This is a genomic window from Frigoribacterium endophyticum (assembly GCF_011759585.1).
Lineage (GTDB): Bacteria > Actinomycetota > Actinomycetes > Actinomycetales > Microbacteriaceae > Frigoribacterium > Frigoribacterium endophyticum.
The window spans coordinates 958,251-972,015 of the sequence record NZ_JAAOYV010000001.1 but is presented as its reverse complement, the minus strand read 5'-3'; the positions used below and the strand labels follow the sequence as shown (position 1 = coordinate 972,015).

12 protein-coding genes are annotated in these 13,765 nt (G+C 72.6%); 7 read left to right on the top strand and 5 right to left on the bottom strand.

The annotated features are described in order from the left end of the window. Positions 1-105 precede the first annotated feature (105 nt). From FHR77_RS04535 to FHR77_RS04525, 3 genes are all read right to left on the bottom strand, one after another. On the bottom strand, positions 106-1,470 hold the full coding sequence (locus FHR77_RS04535; RefSeq protein WP_167259006.1) for a glucose-6-phosphate dehydrogenase: 1,365 nt from the start codon (positions 1,468-1,470) through the stop codon (positions 106-108). Further along, complete coding sequence (locus tag FHR77_RS04530; RefSeq protein WP_167259005.1) at positions 1,467-2,342, bottom strand: aldo/keto reductase; 876 nt, start codon at positions 2,340-2,342, stop codon at positions 1,467-1,469. Before FHR77_RS04530 ends, FHR77_RS04535 begins: the two co-directional genes overlap by 4 nt. 195 nt (positions 2,343-2,537) lie before the next feature. Further along, positions 2,538-3,851, bottom strand: coding sequence for an FUSC family protein (locus tag FHR77_RS04525; protein WP_167259004.1), 1,314 nt, complete (start codon positions 3,849-3,851; stop codon positions 2,538-2,540). A gap of 106 nt (positions 3,852-3,957) precedes the next feature. Between FHR77_RS04525 and FHR77_RS04520 the strand changes: the two genes are divergently transcribed. The 3 genes from FHR77_RS04520 to FHR77_RS04510 are packed head-to-tail and all read left to right on the top strand — an operon-like array spanning position 3,958 to position 8,805. Next, on the top strand, positions 3,958-7,440 hold the full coding sequence (locus FHR77_RS04520) for a DNA polymerase III subunit alpha (protein ID WP_167259003.1): 3,483 nt from the start codon (positions 3,958-3,960) through the stop codon (positions 7,438-7,440). 10 nt (positions 7,441-7,450) lie between these two features. Then, positions 7,451-8,473, top strand: coding sequence for a glutathione S-transferase family protein (locus FHR77_RS04515; protein WP_167259002.1), 1,023 nt, complete (start codon positions 7,451-7,453; stop codon positions 8,471-8,473). Continuing rightward, a complete protein-coding gene (locus FHR77_RS04510) occupies positions 8,470-8,805 on the top strand; it encodes a TraR/DksA family transcriptional regulator (protein WP_056054122.1) in 336 nt (111 codons plus the stop codon). The genes FHR77_RS04515 and FHR77_RS04510 overlap by 4 nt, the downstream gene beginning before the upstream one ends. On the opposite strand, the gene FHR77_RS04505 is transcribed toward FHR77_RS04510, so the two are convergent. Then, complete coding sequence (locus tag FHR77_RS04505) at positions 8,802-9,473, bottom strand: hypothetical protein (RefSeq protein WP_167259001.1); 672 nt, start codon at positions 9,471-9,473, stop codon at positions 8,802-8,804. The genes FHR77_RS04510 and FHR77_RS04505 overlap by 4 nt on opposite strands. 66 nt (positions 9,474-9,539) lie before the next feature. Between FHR77_RS04505 and rplU the strand changes: the two genes are divergently transcribed. The 4 genes from rplU (at position 9,540) to FHR77_RS04485 (ending at position 12,644) form a co-directional block, all read left to right on the top strand. Further along, complete coding sequence (rplU, locus tag FHR77_RS04500) at positions 9,540-9,848, top strand: 50S ribosomal protein L21 (protein WP_056054115.1); 309 nt, start codon at positions 9,540-9,542, stop codon at positions 9,846-9,848. Positions 9,849-9,864: 16 nt separating this feature from the next. After that, entirely contained in the window at positions 9,865-10,134 is a 270-nt protein-coding gene (gene rpmA, locus FHR77_RS04495) for a 50S ribosomal protein L27 (protein WP_056054111.1), read from the top strand. Between the two features lie 132 nt (positions 10,135-10,266). Next, positions 10,267-11,442 carry an alcohol dehydrogenase catalytic domain-containing protein gene (locus FHR77_RS04490; RefSeq protein ID WP_167259000.1) on the top strand — a complete coding sequence of 392 codons (1,176 nt, stop codon included), beginning with the start codon at positions 10,267-10,269 and terminating at the stop codon, positions 11,440-11,442. A 239-nt stretch (positions 11,443-11,681) separates the two neighbouring features. Then, positions 11,682-12,644, top strand: coding sequence for a phosphodiesterase (locus FHR77_RS04485; RefSeq protein WP_167258999.1), 963 nt, complete (start codon positions 11,682-11,684; stop codon positions 12,642-12,644). Positions 12,645-13,058: 414 nt separating this feature from the next. Here the strand turns inward: FHR77_RS04485 and FHR77_RS04480 are convergent, their stop codons facing one another. After that, positions 13,059-13,688 carry a hypothetical protein gene (locus FHR77_RS04480; RefSeq protein ID WP_167258998.1) on the bottom strand — a complete coding sequence of 210 codons (630 nt, stop codon included), beginning with the start codon at positions 13,686-13,688 and terminating at the stop codon, positions 13,059-13,061. Positions 13,689-13,765 lie beyond the last annotated feature (77 nt).

The following is a 13,765-nucleotide window of genomic DNA, read 5'->3' as shown; positions in this document are numbered from 1 at the left end:
CGTCGTCCGCCGGCCGCGGCGGACACGACGAGGCCGCCCTGCCGGTGGGCAGGGCGGCCTCGTCGTGGCGCGGCGCTCAGGGCACCGTCGGACGGTCGGCGCCGATCAGGCGGGCCAGTCCGCGGGGCCGGTCGAGCCGGCCGCGTAGGTGTCGAGCGGCACGTCGCCGGCCGTCCAGGCATCGACGACGGGCGCCACGATGGCCCAGCAGCGCTCCGCGACGTCGCCGCGGATCGAGAGGGTCGGGTCGTCGTGGAAGATCCCGCTGAGCACCTCGCCGTAGGGCGTGAGCTCGGGCTTGCCCAGCGTGACCTGGAAGGTGGACTGCTCCAGGTCGAAGGGGTTGCCCTTGCCGTTGGTGGTCACGCCGAGCTCCATCGTCTCGGGGCTGATCTCGATGCGGAGCGTGTCGGGGGTCGACGAGCCGTTCAGGCCCTCGGGCAGCGCGGGGACGGGCTTGAAGGTGATCAGCACCTCCTTGCGGATCTTCGTCATGCCCTTGCCGGAGCGCAGGATGAAGGGCACGCCGGCCCAGCGACGGGTCTTCACCTCGAACTCGACCTCGGCGAGGGTCTCGGTCTGGCGGTCGTTGTCGACGCCCTCCTCGTCGGAGTACGACGGGACGTCCTTGCCGTCGATCGTGCCGGCCGTGTACTGCGCCCGGCGGCTCGAGGCGACGGGGTCGCCGCCCTTGACCCAGGTCGCGCGCAGCACGCGCGCGATCTCGCTGCGGAGCTCGACCGAGTCGATGCTCGACGGCGCGTCCATCGCGATGACGGCGAGCACCTGCAGGAGGTGGCTCTGGATCATGTCGACGAGGGCGCCGGCCTTGTCGTAGTACTGGGCGCGGCCCTCGAGGCCGAGGACCTCGTCGTAGAAGATCTCGACCTTCTCGATGTTCTCGCCGTTCCAGACCGGCTCGAAGAGGCGGTTCGCGAAGCGGAGGCCGATCATGTTGAGGACGGTGGCGCGGCCGAGGAAGTGGTCGGTCCGGTGGATGCGCTCCTCCGGGACGATCTTCAGCAGCTCGGCGTTCAGCTCGCGCGCGCTCTCCTCGTCGGAGCCGAAGGGCTTCTCGAGGGCGAGGCGCAGGCCGTCGGGCAGGTCGATCTCGGCGAGCGCCTGGATCACGCGGGTGCTGATCGCCGGGGGCAGCGCGAAGTACATCACCGGGGTGCCCTCGGAGGCCTCGAAGAGGGCCTTGAGGTGCTCGACGGTGGTGGGGTCGCCCTGCATGTAGCGGCTGGAGGCGAGGGTCTTCTTCGCGAGGTCGCTGCCGGCGTCGCCGTTGAAGGCCGTCTTGACGACGCCGTCCCACTCCTCGGGGGTGCGCTCACTGCGGCCGGTGCCGATGAGCTGGACGTCGACGCCGCGGTCGCTCTTCAGGAGGCTGGCGAGGCCGGGCAGCAGGAGTCGCTCGGTGAGGTCGCCCGAGGCTCCGAGGATGATGAGGGTGGTGGTGTCGGTCACTGTGCAGCTTTCGTGAGGGCGGCGAACTCGTCGTCGCTGAGGTCGATCTGGGCGGCGGCGACGTTGTCCTCCAGGTGCGAGACGCTGGACGTGCCGGGGATGGGGAGCATGACCGGCGAGCGCCGGAGCAGCCACGCGAGGGCGAGCTGCGAGGGGGTGGCGTCGTGCTCGGTCGCGAGGGCGTCGAGCGGCCCGCCCGGTGCGGCGAGCGCGCCGGTGGCGAGCGGGAACCACGGGATGAAGGCGATGCCCTCGGCCTCGCTGTGGTCGAGCAGGGCCTCGGCGTCGCGGGAGGCGAGGTTGTAGAGGTTCTGGACGGAGGCGATGGTCGCGGTCTGCTGCGCCTCCTTGATCTCGTCGACGGAGACCTCGGAGAGGCCGATGTGGCGGATCTTGCCCTCCTGCTGCAGGGCGGCGAGCTCGCCGACCTGGTCGGCGAGGGGCACGGCCGGGTCGATGCGGTGCAGCTGGAAGAGGTCGATGCGGTCGAGCCCGAGGATGCGCAGGCTCATCTCCACCTGCTGGCGGAGGTACTCGGGGCGCCCGACGGGCCGCCAGTCGCCGGGGCCCGGGCGGGTGAGGCCGGCCTTGGTGGCGATGACGACGTCGTCGCCGTAGGGGTGCAGGGCCTCGCGCAGCAGCGGCTCGGCCACGTCGGGGCCGTAGGAGTCGGCGGTGTCGAAGAAGGTCACGCCGAGCTCGACGGCCCGGCGGATGACCCGGACGGCTTCGTCGTGGTCGCGGGGCTGGCCCCAGACCCCCTCGCCGGTGAGCTGCATGGTGCCGTACCCGAGGCGGGTGACGGGGAGGTCGCCTCCGATGGTGAACTGCCCGGAGGCAGCCGCCGACGGGGACGTGGTGTCGGTGGTCATGGTCGTCCTTCCTCGATGGCGGGCCGAGAGCTGCGGACGACGAGCGCGTCCGCGCCGGTGTGCTGGGGGCCCCGGTGGGTCAACGCGACGGGCGGCGGACCGTTCCCGGCCCCCGCGGGGCCGCCCGGGGAGGGCAGCGCGTCGCGCTCGGGCGCCGGTGCCCGGTCAACCGTACTGCTCCCGCGGGAAGCACGTTCACCGGCGGGGCTCGGTGTCGCGGGGCGCGGTGGGGTCGTCGACGGGGCCGGTGCTGTCGGTGCCGCCCTCGGTGGGCTCGTCGCCCGCGCGGCCGTCGGCGGGGCCGGTGCCGCCCTCGGCGTCGCTCCCCGCGCCTCCCCCGCTCTCGTCGCCCTCCCCCGCGTCGTCGTCGGGTCGGGGCGCCGTGGTGTCGTCGGGGTCGAGCGCGGCGATGATCCGGCCCATCGAGACGGCGATCGAGACGCCCCCGCTGGTGTCGGTGGTGGGCAGGTGCCGGTGCTCGTCGATCGCCTCCCAGAGGTCGGCGACCCGGCGCCGGGCCTCGACGAACGCGTCGACGTCGTCGCCGCCCCGGAGCCGGACGACCTCGGCGACGGCGTGAGCGGCGCGGGCCACGACCGGCGCGAGCTCCTCGACGATCCCGATCTGGCGGCCGATGCGGCGCCCCAGGATGCCGGAGACCTCGGCCATGTCCTGGAGGTGGAACCCGACGCGCTCGAAGACGACGAGGTCGGCGTACTCCTGGCCGAGGTCGCGGCGCCGGAGCTTCCAGCGCGGGTTGAGCCGGCGGGACTCGTCGGCGTACTGCACGGCGTCGCGGACCCGGCGGAGGGTGCCGGGCAGCTCCGCCACGCGGCGCTCCCAGTCGTCGCCCTCGAGCGGCCAGCGGGCCTCGAAGACCGCGGCGACGTCGTCGGTGCGGTCGGCGAGCGAGGCCTGCAGCGATCGCAGCCGCTCGTCGGCCCGCCCGGCGTAGAGCGGCGGCACGAGCAGGTAGTTGACCGTGAGCCCGACGACCACGCCGACCGCGACCTGGATGACGTAGCCCGTCGAGTAGTCGGCCTGGTCGCCCTCCGTGGTCGCGCTGCCGCCGAGCAGCAGCACGAAGAGCCCGGCCGTGAGCACCCAGTCCCTCCCGGCGCCGAGCCGGCGGATGCCCGCGAGCAGCGTCCCCACGCCGACGACCGCCGCGACGGCGAGCACGCCGGGCTGCCCCTCCTGGAGCGAGAAGACGACCGTGGCCAGCACGATGCCCACGACGAGGCCGAGCAGGGTCTGCACCCCCTGGCGGAGCGACGCCTTGATGGTCGGGTACATCGCGATCACCGCGCCGAGCGGGGCGTAGTACGGGTACTCGGCCGCCACGCCGGGCACGTGGGGAGCCAGCCAGTAGGCGAGGGCCGCGGCGAGCGCCGCCTTCACGGCCAGCAGGAGGCGCGGCTGGCCGAGCAGGACGCGGGCCCACCGCGAGGCGGTGCGGACGTCGGCCCGGACGTCGGGGCGGGAGCCGCTCGGGCGTCGATCGGGCATGCACCGATGATGACAGCCCGGCGGCGGCGCGGCCCGGCCGAGGACGTACACTGATCGAACACACGTTCGACCAGACCTGGCCGGGGTCCCGACTCGGAGCACGACCATGCGCTTCACCCACCTCCACGTGGCCTCCTCGTTCAGCGCTCACCACGGCACGACCCCGCCCGCCCAGCTGGTCGAGCGGGCGGCGGCCGACGAGGCCGACGCCCTCGCGATCACCGACCGTGACGGGCTCTACGGCGCGATCCGGCACATCGGGGCCTGCCGGGCGGCGGGCATCGACCCGATCGTCGGGGTGGAGCTGGGCTGCGCCGACGACCGGGCCGAGGCGACGCCGGCGACCGGCAGCCGGACGGCCGCCTCCGCCGCGGCCCCGGTCGACCGGGTCGTCGTGCTCGCCCACGGCTCCGGCGAGGGCCGGGCCGGGGAGGGCTGGGCGTCGCTCTGCCGCCTGATCAGCGCCGCGCACGGCCGGGCCACGCGCCGGGCGGCGGGCAGCGCCAACAGCACGGCGACCATCGGGCGCTCCCGGCTGCGGGCGTTCCTGCGGGGCGAGGAGGGCGCCTCCGCCACCGTGCTGCTGGGCCCCGACTCCGACGTGGGCCGGCTGGTGCGCGAGGGGCGCAGCACCGCGGCCGCCGCCTCCCTCGCCGACTGGGCCCGCGAGCTGCCCGGGGGCGTCGTCGTCGAGGTCGTCTGCCACCTCACCGAGCCCGGCGAGAGCCGGAGCGTGCGGCACGCGGCCCGGATGCTCGAGCTCGCCGAGCACGTGGGGGTGCCGGCGGTGCTGACCAACGCGGTGCGCTACCTCGACGCCGACGGCGCGGTGACGGCCGACGTGCTCGACTCAGCGGGCCACCTGGCACCGCTCGGCTCGTTCACGCCCCAGCCCAACGCGCAGGCGACCCTGAAGAACGGCGCCGCGATGCGGGCGATCGCCCACCTCGTCGCCGACGCCTCGTCGCTGTCGCGCCGGGCGGCGGAGGAGATGCTCGCCGCGACGGAGCGGCTGGCCGACCGCTGCCGGCTCGACCCCGACGCCGACCTCCGCTGGCGGCAGCCCAAGGTGCCCGAGCTGAGCGCGATCGGCGTCGAGGGCGACCCCGACCAGGTGCTGCTCCGCCGGGCGGAGGCGGGGGTCACGGCCCGCTTCGGGCACGCCGGCCAGGGTCTCCGCCGCATCGTCGAGGAGAGGATGCGCTACGAGCTGGGCATCATCTCGGGCTTCGGCTTCGCCGGCTACTTCCTCACCGTCGCCGACGTCTCGCAGCTCATGCGCGACATGAGGGTCAGGAACGCCGCCCGGGGGTCCGGCGCGGGCAGCCTCGTCACCTACCTGCTCCGCATCTCGAACGTCGATCCGATCGAGCACGACCTGCTCTTCGAGCGGTTCCTCGGCAACAAGCGGGAGACCCTGCCCGACATCGACATCGACGTGGAGTCGGCCCGGCGGCACGAGATCTACCGGGCCATCTTCGACCGCTACGGCAGCAACCGGGTCACCCTCATGTCGATGCAGTCGACCTACCGGGGCCGGGGGGCCGTCCGTGACGCGGGCCAGGCGCTCGGCCTCGACGACGAGCAGATCGACATGGTCGCCAACAACGTCTGGCGGTCCAACGCCCGTGACCTCCGCACCGCCATGGCGGAGAAGCCCGAGCTGCGCGCCATCGCCGACCTCGCGCGGCAGAACGGCCAGATCGACCTCCTCGTCGACCTGACCGAGCGGCTCGACCGGCTCCCCCGGCACATCTCGATGCACCCGTGCGGCGTGATCCTCGGCGACTCCGACCTGCTCAGCACGACGCCCGTGCAGCCGAGCGGCATCGGCCTGCCGATGAGCCAGTTCGACAAGCACGACATGAACGACGCCGGCCTCCTCAAGCTCGACGTGCTCGGCGTCCGGATGCAGAGCTCGATGGCCTACGCCCTCGACGAGATCGAGCGGGTCAACGGCTCCCGGGCGGCCGTCGCGGGCGGCCTCTCGGTCGACGTGCCCTACGTGAACCGCGCGGGGCGGGTCGAGCTCGACGAGATCCCCCACGACGACGAGCACACCTTCGAGGCCATCCGCACCACGCACACGCTCGGCATGTTCCAGATCGAGAGCCCGGGGCAGCGCGAGCTGATCGGCAAGATGCAGCCCGACCGCTACAGCGACCTCATCGCCGACATCTCGCTGTTCCGCCCCGGGCCGATGAAGGGCAACATGGTCGCGCCCTTCCTCGACACCAAGCACGGCTTCCAGCAGCCCGACTACCTGCACCCGAGCTTCGCGTCGTTCCTCGACGACAGCTACGGTGTCGTGATCTACCACGAGCACGTCCTGCGGATCCTCGAGGCGACGATGGAGGTGTCGCTCGCCGAGGCCGACGAGCTCCGTCGGCACATGGGCAAGGGCGCCGACGACGACCTCGAGGTGGAGTTCCGGCGCCGCACGCGGGCCAACGTCGACGAGCGGGGCAGGAGGCGCTTCAGCGACGCGCAGGTCGACCGGATCTGGGCGGTGCTCAAGGGGTTCGGCTCGTTCGGCTTCTGCAAGGCGCACGGAGCGGCCTTCGCCCTGCCCACCTACCAGAGCGCCTGGCTGAAGACCCACTACCCCGCGGAGTTCCTCGCGGGGCTGCTCACCCACGACCCCGGCATGTACCCGAAGCGGCTGCTGCTCACCGAGGCACGACGCATGGGGGTGCCCGTGCTGCCGCTCGACGTCAACCAGTCGACCGACGTCTACAGCGTCGAGCGCGTGCGGGCCCCCGCGACCCCGATCGCCCCGAGCCGCCCCGGCGACCTCGGCATCCGGCTCTCGCTCGCCGACGTGCACGGCATCACCGACGCCGAGCTCGCGCGGATCGTCGTGGGCAGGCCCTACGACTCCATCACCGACTTCTGGCAGCGCGCGACGCCGTCACGGCGGCTGGTGGAGCGCCTCGCGCAGGTCGGGGCGCTCGACTCGCTGGCCGGCCCGGGCCGCACGCGGGGCGACGTGCTGGCCCGTGTGCGGTCGCTGACCCAGCGCACCGCCCGGCCCCGCGCCTCCGACGTCGAGAACCAGCTCGACTTCAGCGTCGACGACTCGGCCGAGGTGCCGACCGGCACCCCCGACGTCAGCCTCCGCGACCGGGTCAGCGACGAGCTCGACATCCTCTCGATGGAGGTCAGCGAGCACGTCGTCGAGAGCTACCGGCCCATGCTCGACGACCTCGGGGTCACGCGGGCCGCCGACCTGCGCGACCACTGGAACGGCACGACCGTGCTCGTCGCCGGCATCCGCATCGCCACGCAGACGCCGCCCATGCGCAGCGGCAAGCGGGTCGTCTTCATCAGCCTCGACGACGGCACCGGCTGCGCCGACGCGACCTTCTTCGAGGAGGCCCAGTCGCGGGCGGGCTCGCTGCTCTTCGGCACCAAGCTCATGCTGATCCAGGGGCGCACCCGGCGCACCGGGGAGAAGGGCATCTCGCTGGAGGCGGAGAACGCCTGGGACCTGAAGGCGATGTGGCGCGACTGGCAGGCGAGCCGCGCCTCGGCCGCCTCCGGGTCTGGGGGCGCCGAGCTGCCCGACCTCTCGGACGCTCCTGCGTAGGGTGGCGGGCATGAGCGACGACCAGCAGGCGAAGGGCACGTACGTCGAGCCCGGCCAGGAGTACACCCGCGACACGAACTACATCGAGGACAGGATCACGCGCGACGCCGTCGACGGCTGGCCCGTCGAGGCGGGCCGCTACCGCCTGGTGGCCGCCCGCGCCTGCCCCTGGGCCAACCGCACCGTCATCTCGCGCCGCCTCCTCGGCCTCGAGGACGTCATCTCGCTCGGCCTGCCCGGCCCCACCCACGACGCCCGCAGCTGGACCTTCGACCTCGACCCCGACGGCCGCGACCCCGTGCTCGGCATCGAGCGCCTGCAGGAGGCCTTCTTCGCCCGCACGCCCGACTACGCCCGCGGCATCACCGTGCCCGCGGTCGTCGACGTGCCGAGCGGCAAGGTCGTCACCAACGACTTCCCGCAGATCACGCTCGACTTCGCGACCGAGTGGCGCGAGCACCACCGCGAGGGCGCGCCCGATCTCTACCCCGAGCACCTCCGGGCCGAGATCGACGAGGTGAACGCGGTCGTGTTCCGCGACGTCAACAACGGCGTCTACCGCGCGGGGTTCGCCGGGTCGCAGAAGAGCTACGAGCGGGCGTACGACACGCTGTTCGCCCGTCTCGACTGGCTCTCAGAGCGCCTGGAGGGTCAGCGGTTCCTCGTCGGCGACACGATCACCGAGGCCGACATCCGCCTCTTCACCACCCTCGCCCGCTTCGACGCGGTGTACCACGGGCACTTCAAGTGCAACCGCTCGAAGCTCACCGAGATGCCGGTGCTCTGGGCCTACGCCCGCGACCTGTTCCAGACCCCCGGGTTCGGCGACACGATCGACTTCGCCCAGATCAAGGCGCACTACTACGTCGTGCACAGCGACATCAACCCGACCGGCATCGTGCCCGCCGGCCCCGACCCGTCGGGCTGGCTGACCGCCCACGGGCGTGAGGAGCTCGGCGGCCGCCCCTTCGGCGACGGCACCCCGCCGCCCCCGCCGCGCGACGGCGAGCAGGTGCCGCCGCTCGTCGCGTGACCGACCCGGGCGACCAGCTGCGCGCCACCCGCGACGACGCGCTCGCCCTGGCCGCGCGCCTCGGACAGGACATGGAGGCGGTGGCCGCGGCCCGCGAGGGAGCCAACGTCGACGACGAGCACGACCCCGAGGGGTCGACGATCGCCTACGAGCGGTCGCAGCTCGACGCGGTGCGGCGGTCGGCCCTCGAGCGGGCCGCCGACGCCGACTCGGCACTGCGGCGACTCGCCGACGGGACGTTCGGCCGCTGCGAGCGGTGCTCGGCCCGGATCGGCGAGGCGCGGCTCACGGCCCGCCCGACGGCGCGGCTCTGCATCGACTGCGCGCGCTAGCTCGCGGCGGGGCCGGGCTCAGCCGCAGGGGCCGCGGCCGGGCCGGCGACCGCGTACACGCCGTGCCCGACCCGCTCGAGCCTCCCCTGGCGCGTCAGCACGCTGAGGGTCGAGAGCACGCTGCTGCGGCGGTAGCCCGGCAGCGCGGCCACGAGCGCGGTCGTCGACAGCGGCCCCGCGCGGAGGACCTCAGGGATGCGGTCGGCGAGCGACGCGCCCGAGCCGACCCCCGCCTCCTCGACGTCCTCCCCCTCGGCGCCCGCGCGGTCGGCGCGGTAGTCCGCCCGTGCTTGCTCGAGGTCGTCGGCCGAGACCCTCGTGGTGCCGCCGTCCGCCCCCGAGGCGTGCGCGTAGGGGGCGAGCGTCAACGACCGGCCGACACGGGCGTACACGGCCGAGGCGCTGGTGCCCTGGTGCTCGGCGATCTCAGGGTAGGAGGCGCCGCCGAGCAGCAGCACCGCCTCGCCCTCCAGCCCCAGCCACTGGCCGAGCGTCGCGATCTCCCACCCGGCGGTCGTGACGGCCGACCCCCACACCTCGATGTCGTCGGCGTGCTCGGAGGTGAGGCCGTCGAGGTCGTCGAGCAGGTCGAGCAACCGCTGCCGGGCGTCGGCGACGATCTCCGCGGTGAACCGCGGCGGGCGCTGAAGTTTGATCGGTCGTGACATCTGTGAAAGACTATCCAAGTTGCCCGAACGCGGGCACCTCACACTTAGCTGCACCAAGGAGATCCCATGGCTTTCGCAATCGTGCGTGCCGGCGGTCGTCAGGAGAAGGTCGAGGTCGGGACGATCCTGACCGTCGACCGTCTCAAGGCGAACACGTCCGACACCGTCTCGTTCGTCCCCGTCCTGCACGTCGACGGCGACACCGTCCTCTCGGGCGACGACCTCGCCTCGGTCACGGTCGAGGGCGAGGTCCTCAACGACCTCCGCGGCCCGAAGATCGTCATCCAGAACTACAAGAACAAGACCGGCTACAAGCGTCGCATGGGCTTCCGTGCCGACCTCACCCGCGTCAAGATCACCAAGATCTCCAAGTAAAGGGAGCTGAGCACACATGGCACACAAGAAGGGCGCATCGTCCACCCGCAACGGTCGTGACTCGAACGCTCAGCGCCTCGGCGTGAAGCGCTTCGGCGGCCAGGTCGTCCTCGCCGGCGAGATCCTCGTCCGCCAGCGCGGCACCCACTTCCACCCCGGCGCCAACGTCGGCCGTGGCGGCGACGACACGCTGTTCGCCCTCGCCCCCGGCGCGGTCGAGTTCGGCACCAAGGGCGGCCGCAAGGTCGTCAACATCGTCGCCTCCGCCGTGAGCGTCGACGCGTAGCACCCCCTGGCCGCACCTGCGGCACTGCTGAGGCGGTCGTCCCCTGTCGGGGGCGGCCGCCTTCGTCGTCTCCGCGACACCTGTACCCCACGGGGCCAGCGCGCTCCCTGCCGCCGGGCGTAGACGGGGTGCATGAAGGCTCTCACCTACCAGTCCATCGCCGACGTCGCCGTCACCGAGGTGCCCGACCCCACGATCGTGGAGCCCACCGACGCGGTGATCAAGGTCACCTCCGCCGCGATCTGCGGCAGCGACCTGCACCTCTACGACGTCTTCGACCCCTACCTCGACAAGGGCGACGTCCTCGGCCACGAGACCATGGGCGTCGTCACCGCCGTCGGCTCGGCCGTCTCGCGCATCCAGGTCGGCGACCGCGTCGTCGTCCCCTTCGTCATCGCCTGCCGTGAGTGCTTCATGTGCGAGCGCGGCCTCTTCTCGCAGTGCGAGACCACGCAGGTCACCGAGTACGGATCCGGCGCCACCCTCTACGGCTACACGAAGCTCTACGGCCAGGTGCCCGGCGGGCAGGCCGAGCAGCTGCGCATCCAGCGCGCCGACGCCAACCTCGTCAAGGTCGGGCACGACCTCCCCGACGAGCGCTACCTCTTCCTCAGCGACATCCTCCCCACGGCGTGGCAGGGCGTCGAGTACGCGCAGGTACCTGAAGGAGGCACGCTGGTCGTCCTGGGGCTCGGTCCCGTCGGCCAGTTCGCGGCCCGCATCGGCGTGCACAAGGGCTTCCGGGTGATCGGCGTCGACCCCGTCCCCGAGCGCCGCGCCATGGCCGAGCGCCACGGTGTCGAGGTGCTCGACCTCACGAAGGACGTCGCCGAAGTCATCAAGGGCATGACGGACGACCGCGGCCCCGACTCCGTCGTCGACGCCGTCGGCATGGAGGCCCACGACCACGGCGGCGTCAGCATGGTCCAGAAGTTCGCCGCGGCCCTGCCCGACAAGGTCGGCCAGGCGCTCATGCAGAAGGCCGGCGTCGACAGCCTGAGCGCCATGCACCTCGCGTTCGAGGTCGTCCGTCGCGGCGGCACCGTCTCGCTGTCGGGCGTCTACGGCGGAACGGCCGACCCGACTCCCTTCCTCACCCTCTTCGACAAGCAGATCACCATCAAGATGGGCCAGTGCAACGTCCACCAGTGGATGGACACCCTGATGCCCCTCGTCGAGGACCCGACCGACCCGCTCGGCACCGAGGACCTCACCACGCACCCGGTGCCGCTCGACCGCGCGCCGGAGATGTACGAGCTGTTCAAGAAGAAGGAGGACGGCTGCATCAAGGTGGTGCTCAAGCCGTAGCGCGACTCCCCGCGGGTCACCGCCGGGCCCCGCTCCGCCCCGTCCTGGGGCCTGGCGGGGCCCTCCGCACGTCGGTAGCGTCGCGGGGCGTCGACGTGTCCGATCAGTTCGCTGACCGTTCACCCGAACACGCACCGACGTTCACCGGCCGTGGAGCAAACGAGTGGTGGACTGGTGACGAAGGAACAACGAGGGCCTCGTCCTGGGGCCGTCGTCGGCGACACGTGAATGAGAGAACCATGGATCTCCGGACGGCCGAGCACCCGAGGCCCGACCACTTCATCCTGCACCTCAGCGACACCCACCTCGTCGGCGGTGACGCCGACCTCTACGGCGCCGTCGACAGCGAGGGGCGTCTCGCCCAGATCCTCGCCGGGATCGAGGCCTCCGGCATGCGGCCGGAGGCGATCGTCCTCACCGGCGACCTCGCCGACAAGGGCGAGCCCGCGGCGTACCGCAAGCTCCGGGCGCTGCTCGAGCCGGTCGCGGAGCGCCTCGGGGCCCAGATCATCTGGGCGATGGGCAACCACGACGAGCGCGGCGCCTTCCGGGAGCAGCTCTTCGGGCAGATGCCCTCCGACCGGCCCGTCGACTTCGTCTACGACGTGGACGGCCTGCGCATCATCACCCTCGACACGTCGGTGCCGGGCCACCACCACGGCCAGCTGACCGGTGACCAGCTCGACTGGCTCGCCGAGGAGCTCTCGACCCCCGCGGAGCACGGCACGATCATCGCGATGCACCACCCGCCGGTGCCCAGCGTGCAGGACCTCAGCGTGCTCGTCGAGCTGCGCGACCAGGCGTCGCTGGCCGAGGTCGTCGAGGGCAGCGACGTCCGGTCGATCATCGCCGGGCACCTGCACTACTCGACCACGGCCGTGTTCGCGGGCGTCCCCGTCTCGGTGGCCTCGGCCACCTGCTACACGCAGGACCTCGCGGTCGGCGGCACCCGCGGCCGCGACGGCGCGCAGTCGTACAACCTGGTGCACGTGTACGCCGACACGGTCGTGCACTCGGTCGTGCCGATCGGCTCGTACGACACGGTGGGCGAGTACGTCTCGCCGTCGTCGACGGCCGAGCGCCTCGCCCTCGCGGGCGTGCGGATCGCGCCGGCCGCGCCCCGGCACCGCCGCACCGACACGGCCCCGGTGCCCGTGGTGACGCGCGAGCTCGCGCTGACCGGCCCCATCGACACCCTCTGACGCGAGGCGGCCGGCCGGGCCGGCGGCCACGTCGGCCCCGCCGGCCGCTGAGCCGGCCCGGCTCGCTCGCGGCGACCCGGCCCCGCGCAGGGCGGACGCGCGCCACGTCGACAACTCCTGCGCCCTGACCCGCTCGCCGCCACCGTCGCCGTCCCGGCGACGTCGCGCAGGAGTTGCCGACACATCCCGCTCAGGTCTCCGGCTCCGGACCCGCGCCTCCTCGCCCGGCTCCGTCTCCGGACCCGCGCCTCCTCGCCCGGAGCCAGACGGCCCTGCGCAGAGCGCCCGCGCGCCACGTCGACAACTCCTGCGCCCTGACCCGCTCGCCGCCACCGTCGCCGTCCCGGCGACGTCGCGCGGGAGTTGCCGACGGTCGGCGCGCCCCGCAGTCGTGTCACGTGGCAGATCGTGCCTTCATGCCAGCGTCCAGCGCTCGGCGTTCGGCGTTCCGCGCTCGGCGCTCGGCGCTCGGCGCTCGGCGCTCGGCGCTCGGTGTTTGAGTTCGGGGTTCCGTGTTTGAGTTCGGGGTTCCGTGTTTGAGTTCGGGGTTCCGTGTTTGAGTTCGGGGTTCCGTGTTTGAGTTCGGGGTTCGGGGTTCGGGGTTCGGGGTTCGGGGTTCGGGGTTCGGGGTTCGGGGTTCGGGGTTCGGGGTTCGGGGTTCGGGGTTCGGGGTTCCGTGTTTGAGTTCGGGGTTCGGGGTTCGGGGTTCGGCGTTCGGCGTTCGGCGTTCGGGGTTCGGGGTTCGGGGTTCGGCGTTCGGCGTTCGGCGTTCGGCGTTCGGCGTTCGGCGTTCGGCGTTCGGCGTTTAAGTTCGGCGTTTGAGTTCGGCGTTCGGCGTTTGAGTTCGGCGTTCGGGGTTCGGCGTTCGGCGTTCGGCGTTTGAGTTCGGGGTTCGGGGTTCCGTGTTCCGCGTTCGGCGTTCGGCGTTCGGGGTTCGGGGTTCGGGGTTCCGGGTTCGGGGTTCGGCGTTCGGGGTTCCGGGTTCGGGGTTCGGCGTTCGGGGTTCGGGGTTCGGGGTTCGGGGTTCAAGGTCTGAGACATCACCGCGAGCTCGACGGCGAGGAGCCCGAGCCGCGGGCACGACCGAGCGCAGCGGGGCCGTGGCGAGACGCCGAGACGGA

Excerpts from the sequence above, each read along its gene's own strand:
- FHR77_RS04485 (WP_167258999.1), top strand. The coding sequence starts at position 11,682 with ATGGATCTCCGGACGGCCGAGCACCCGAGGCCCGACCACTTCATCCTG.
- FHR77_RS04525 (WP_167259004.1), bottom strand. The coding sequence starts at position 3,851 with ATGCCCGATCGACGCCCGAGCGGCTCCCGCCCCGACGTCCGGGCCGAC.
- rpmA (WP_056054111.1), top strand. The coding sequence starts at position 9,865 with ATGGCACACAAGAAGGGCGCATCGTCCACCCGCAACGGTCGTGACTCG.
- FHR77_RS04520 (WP_167259003.1), top strand. The coding sequence starts at position 3,958 with ATGCGCTTCACCCACCTCCACGTGGCCTCCTCGTTCAGCGCTCACCAC.
- FHR77_RS04505 (WP_167259001.1), bottom strand. The coding sequence starts at position 9,473 with ATGTCACGACCGATCAAACTTCAGCGCCCGCCGCGGTTCACCGCGGAG.
- rplU (WP_056054115.1), top strand. The coding sequence starts at position 9,540 with ATGGCTTTCGCAATCGTGCGTGCCGGCGGTCGTCAGGAGAAGGTCGAG.
- FHR77_RS04490 (WP_167259000.1), top strand. The coding sequence starts at position 10,267 with ATGAAGGCTCTCACCTACCAGTCCATCGCCGACGTCGCCGTCACCGAG.
- FHR77_RS04530 (WP_167259005.1), bottom strand. The coding sequence starts at position 2,342 with ATGACCACCGACACCACGTCCCCGTCGGCGGCTGCCTCCGGGCAGTTC.
- FHR77_RS04515 (WP_167259002.1), top strand. The coding sequence starts at position 7,451 with ATGAGCGACGACCAGCAGGCGAAGGGCACGTACGTCGAGCCCGGCCAG.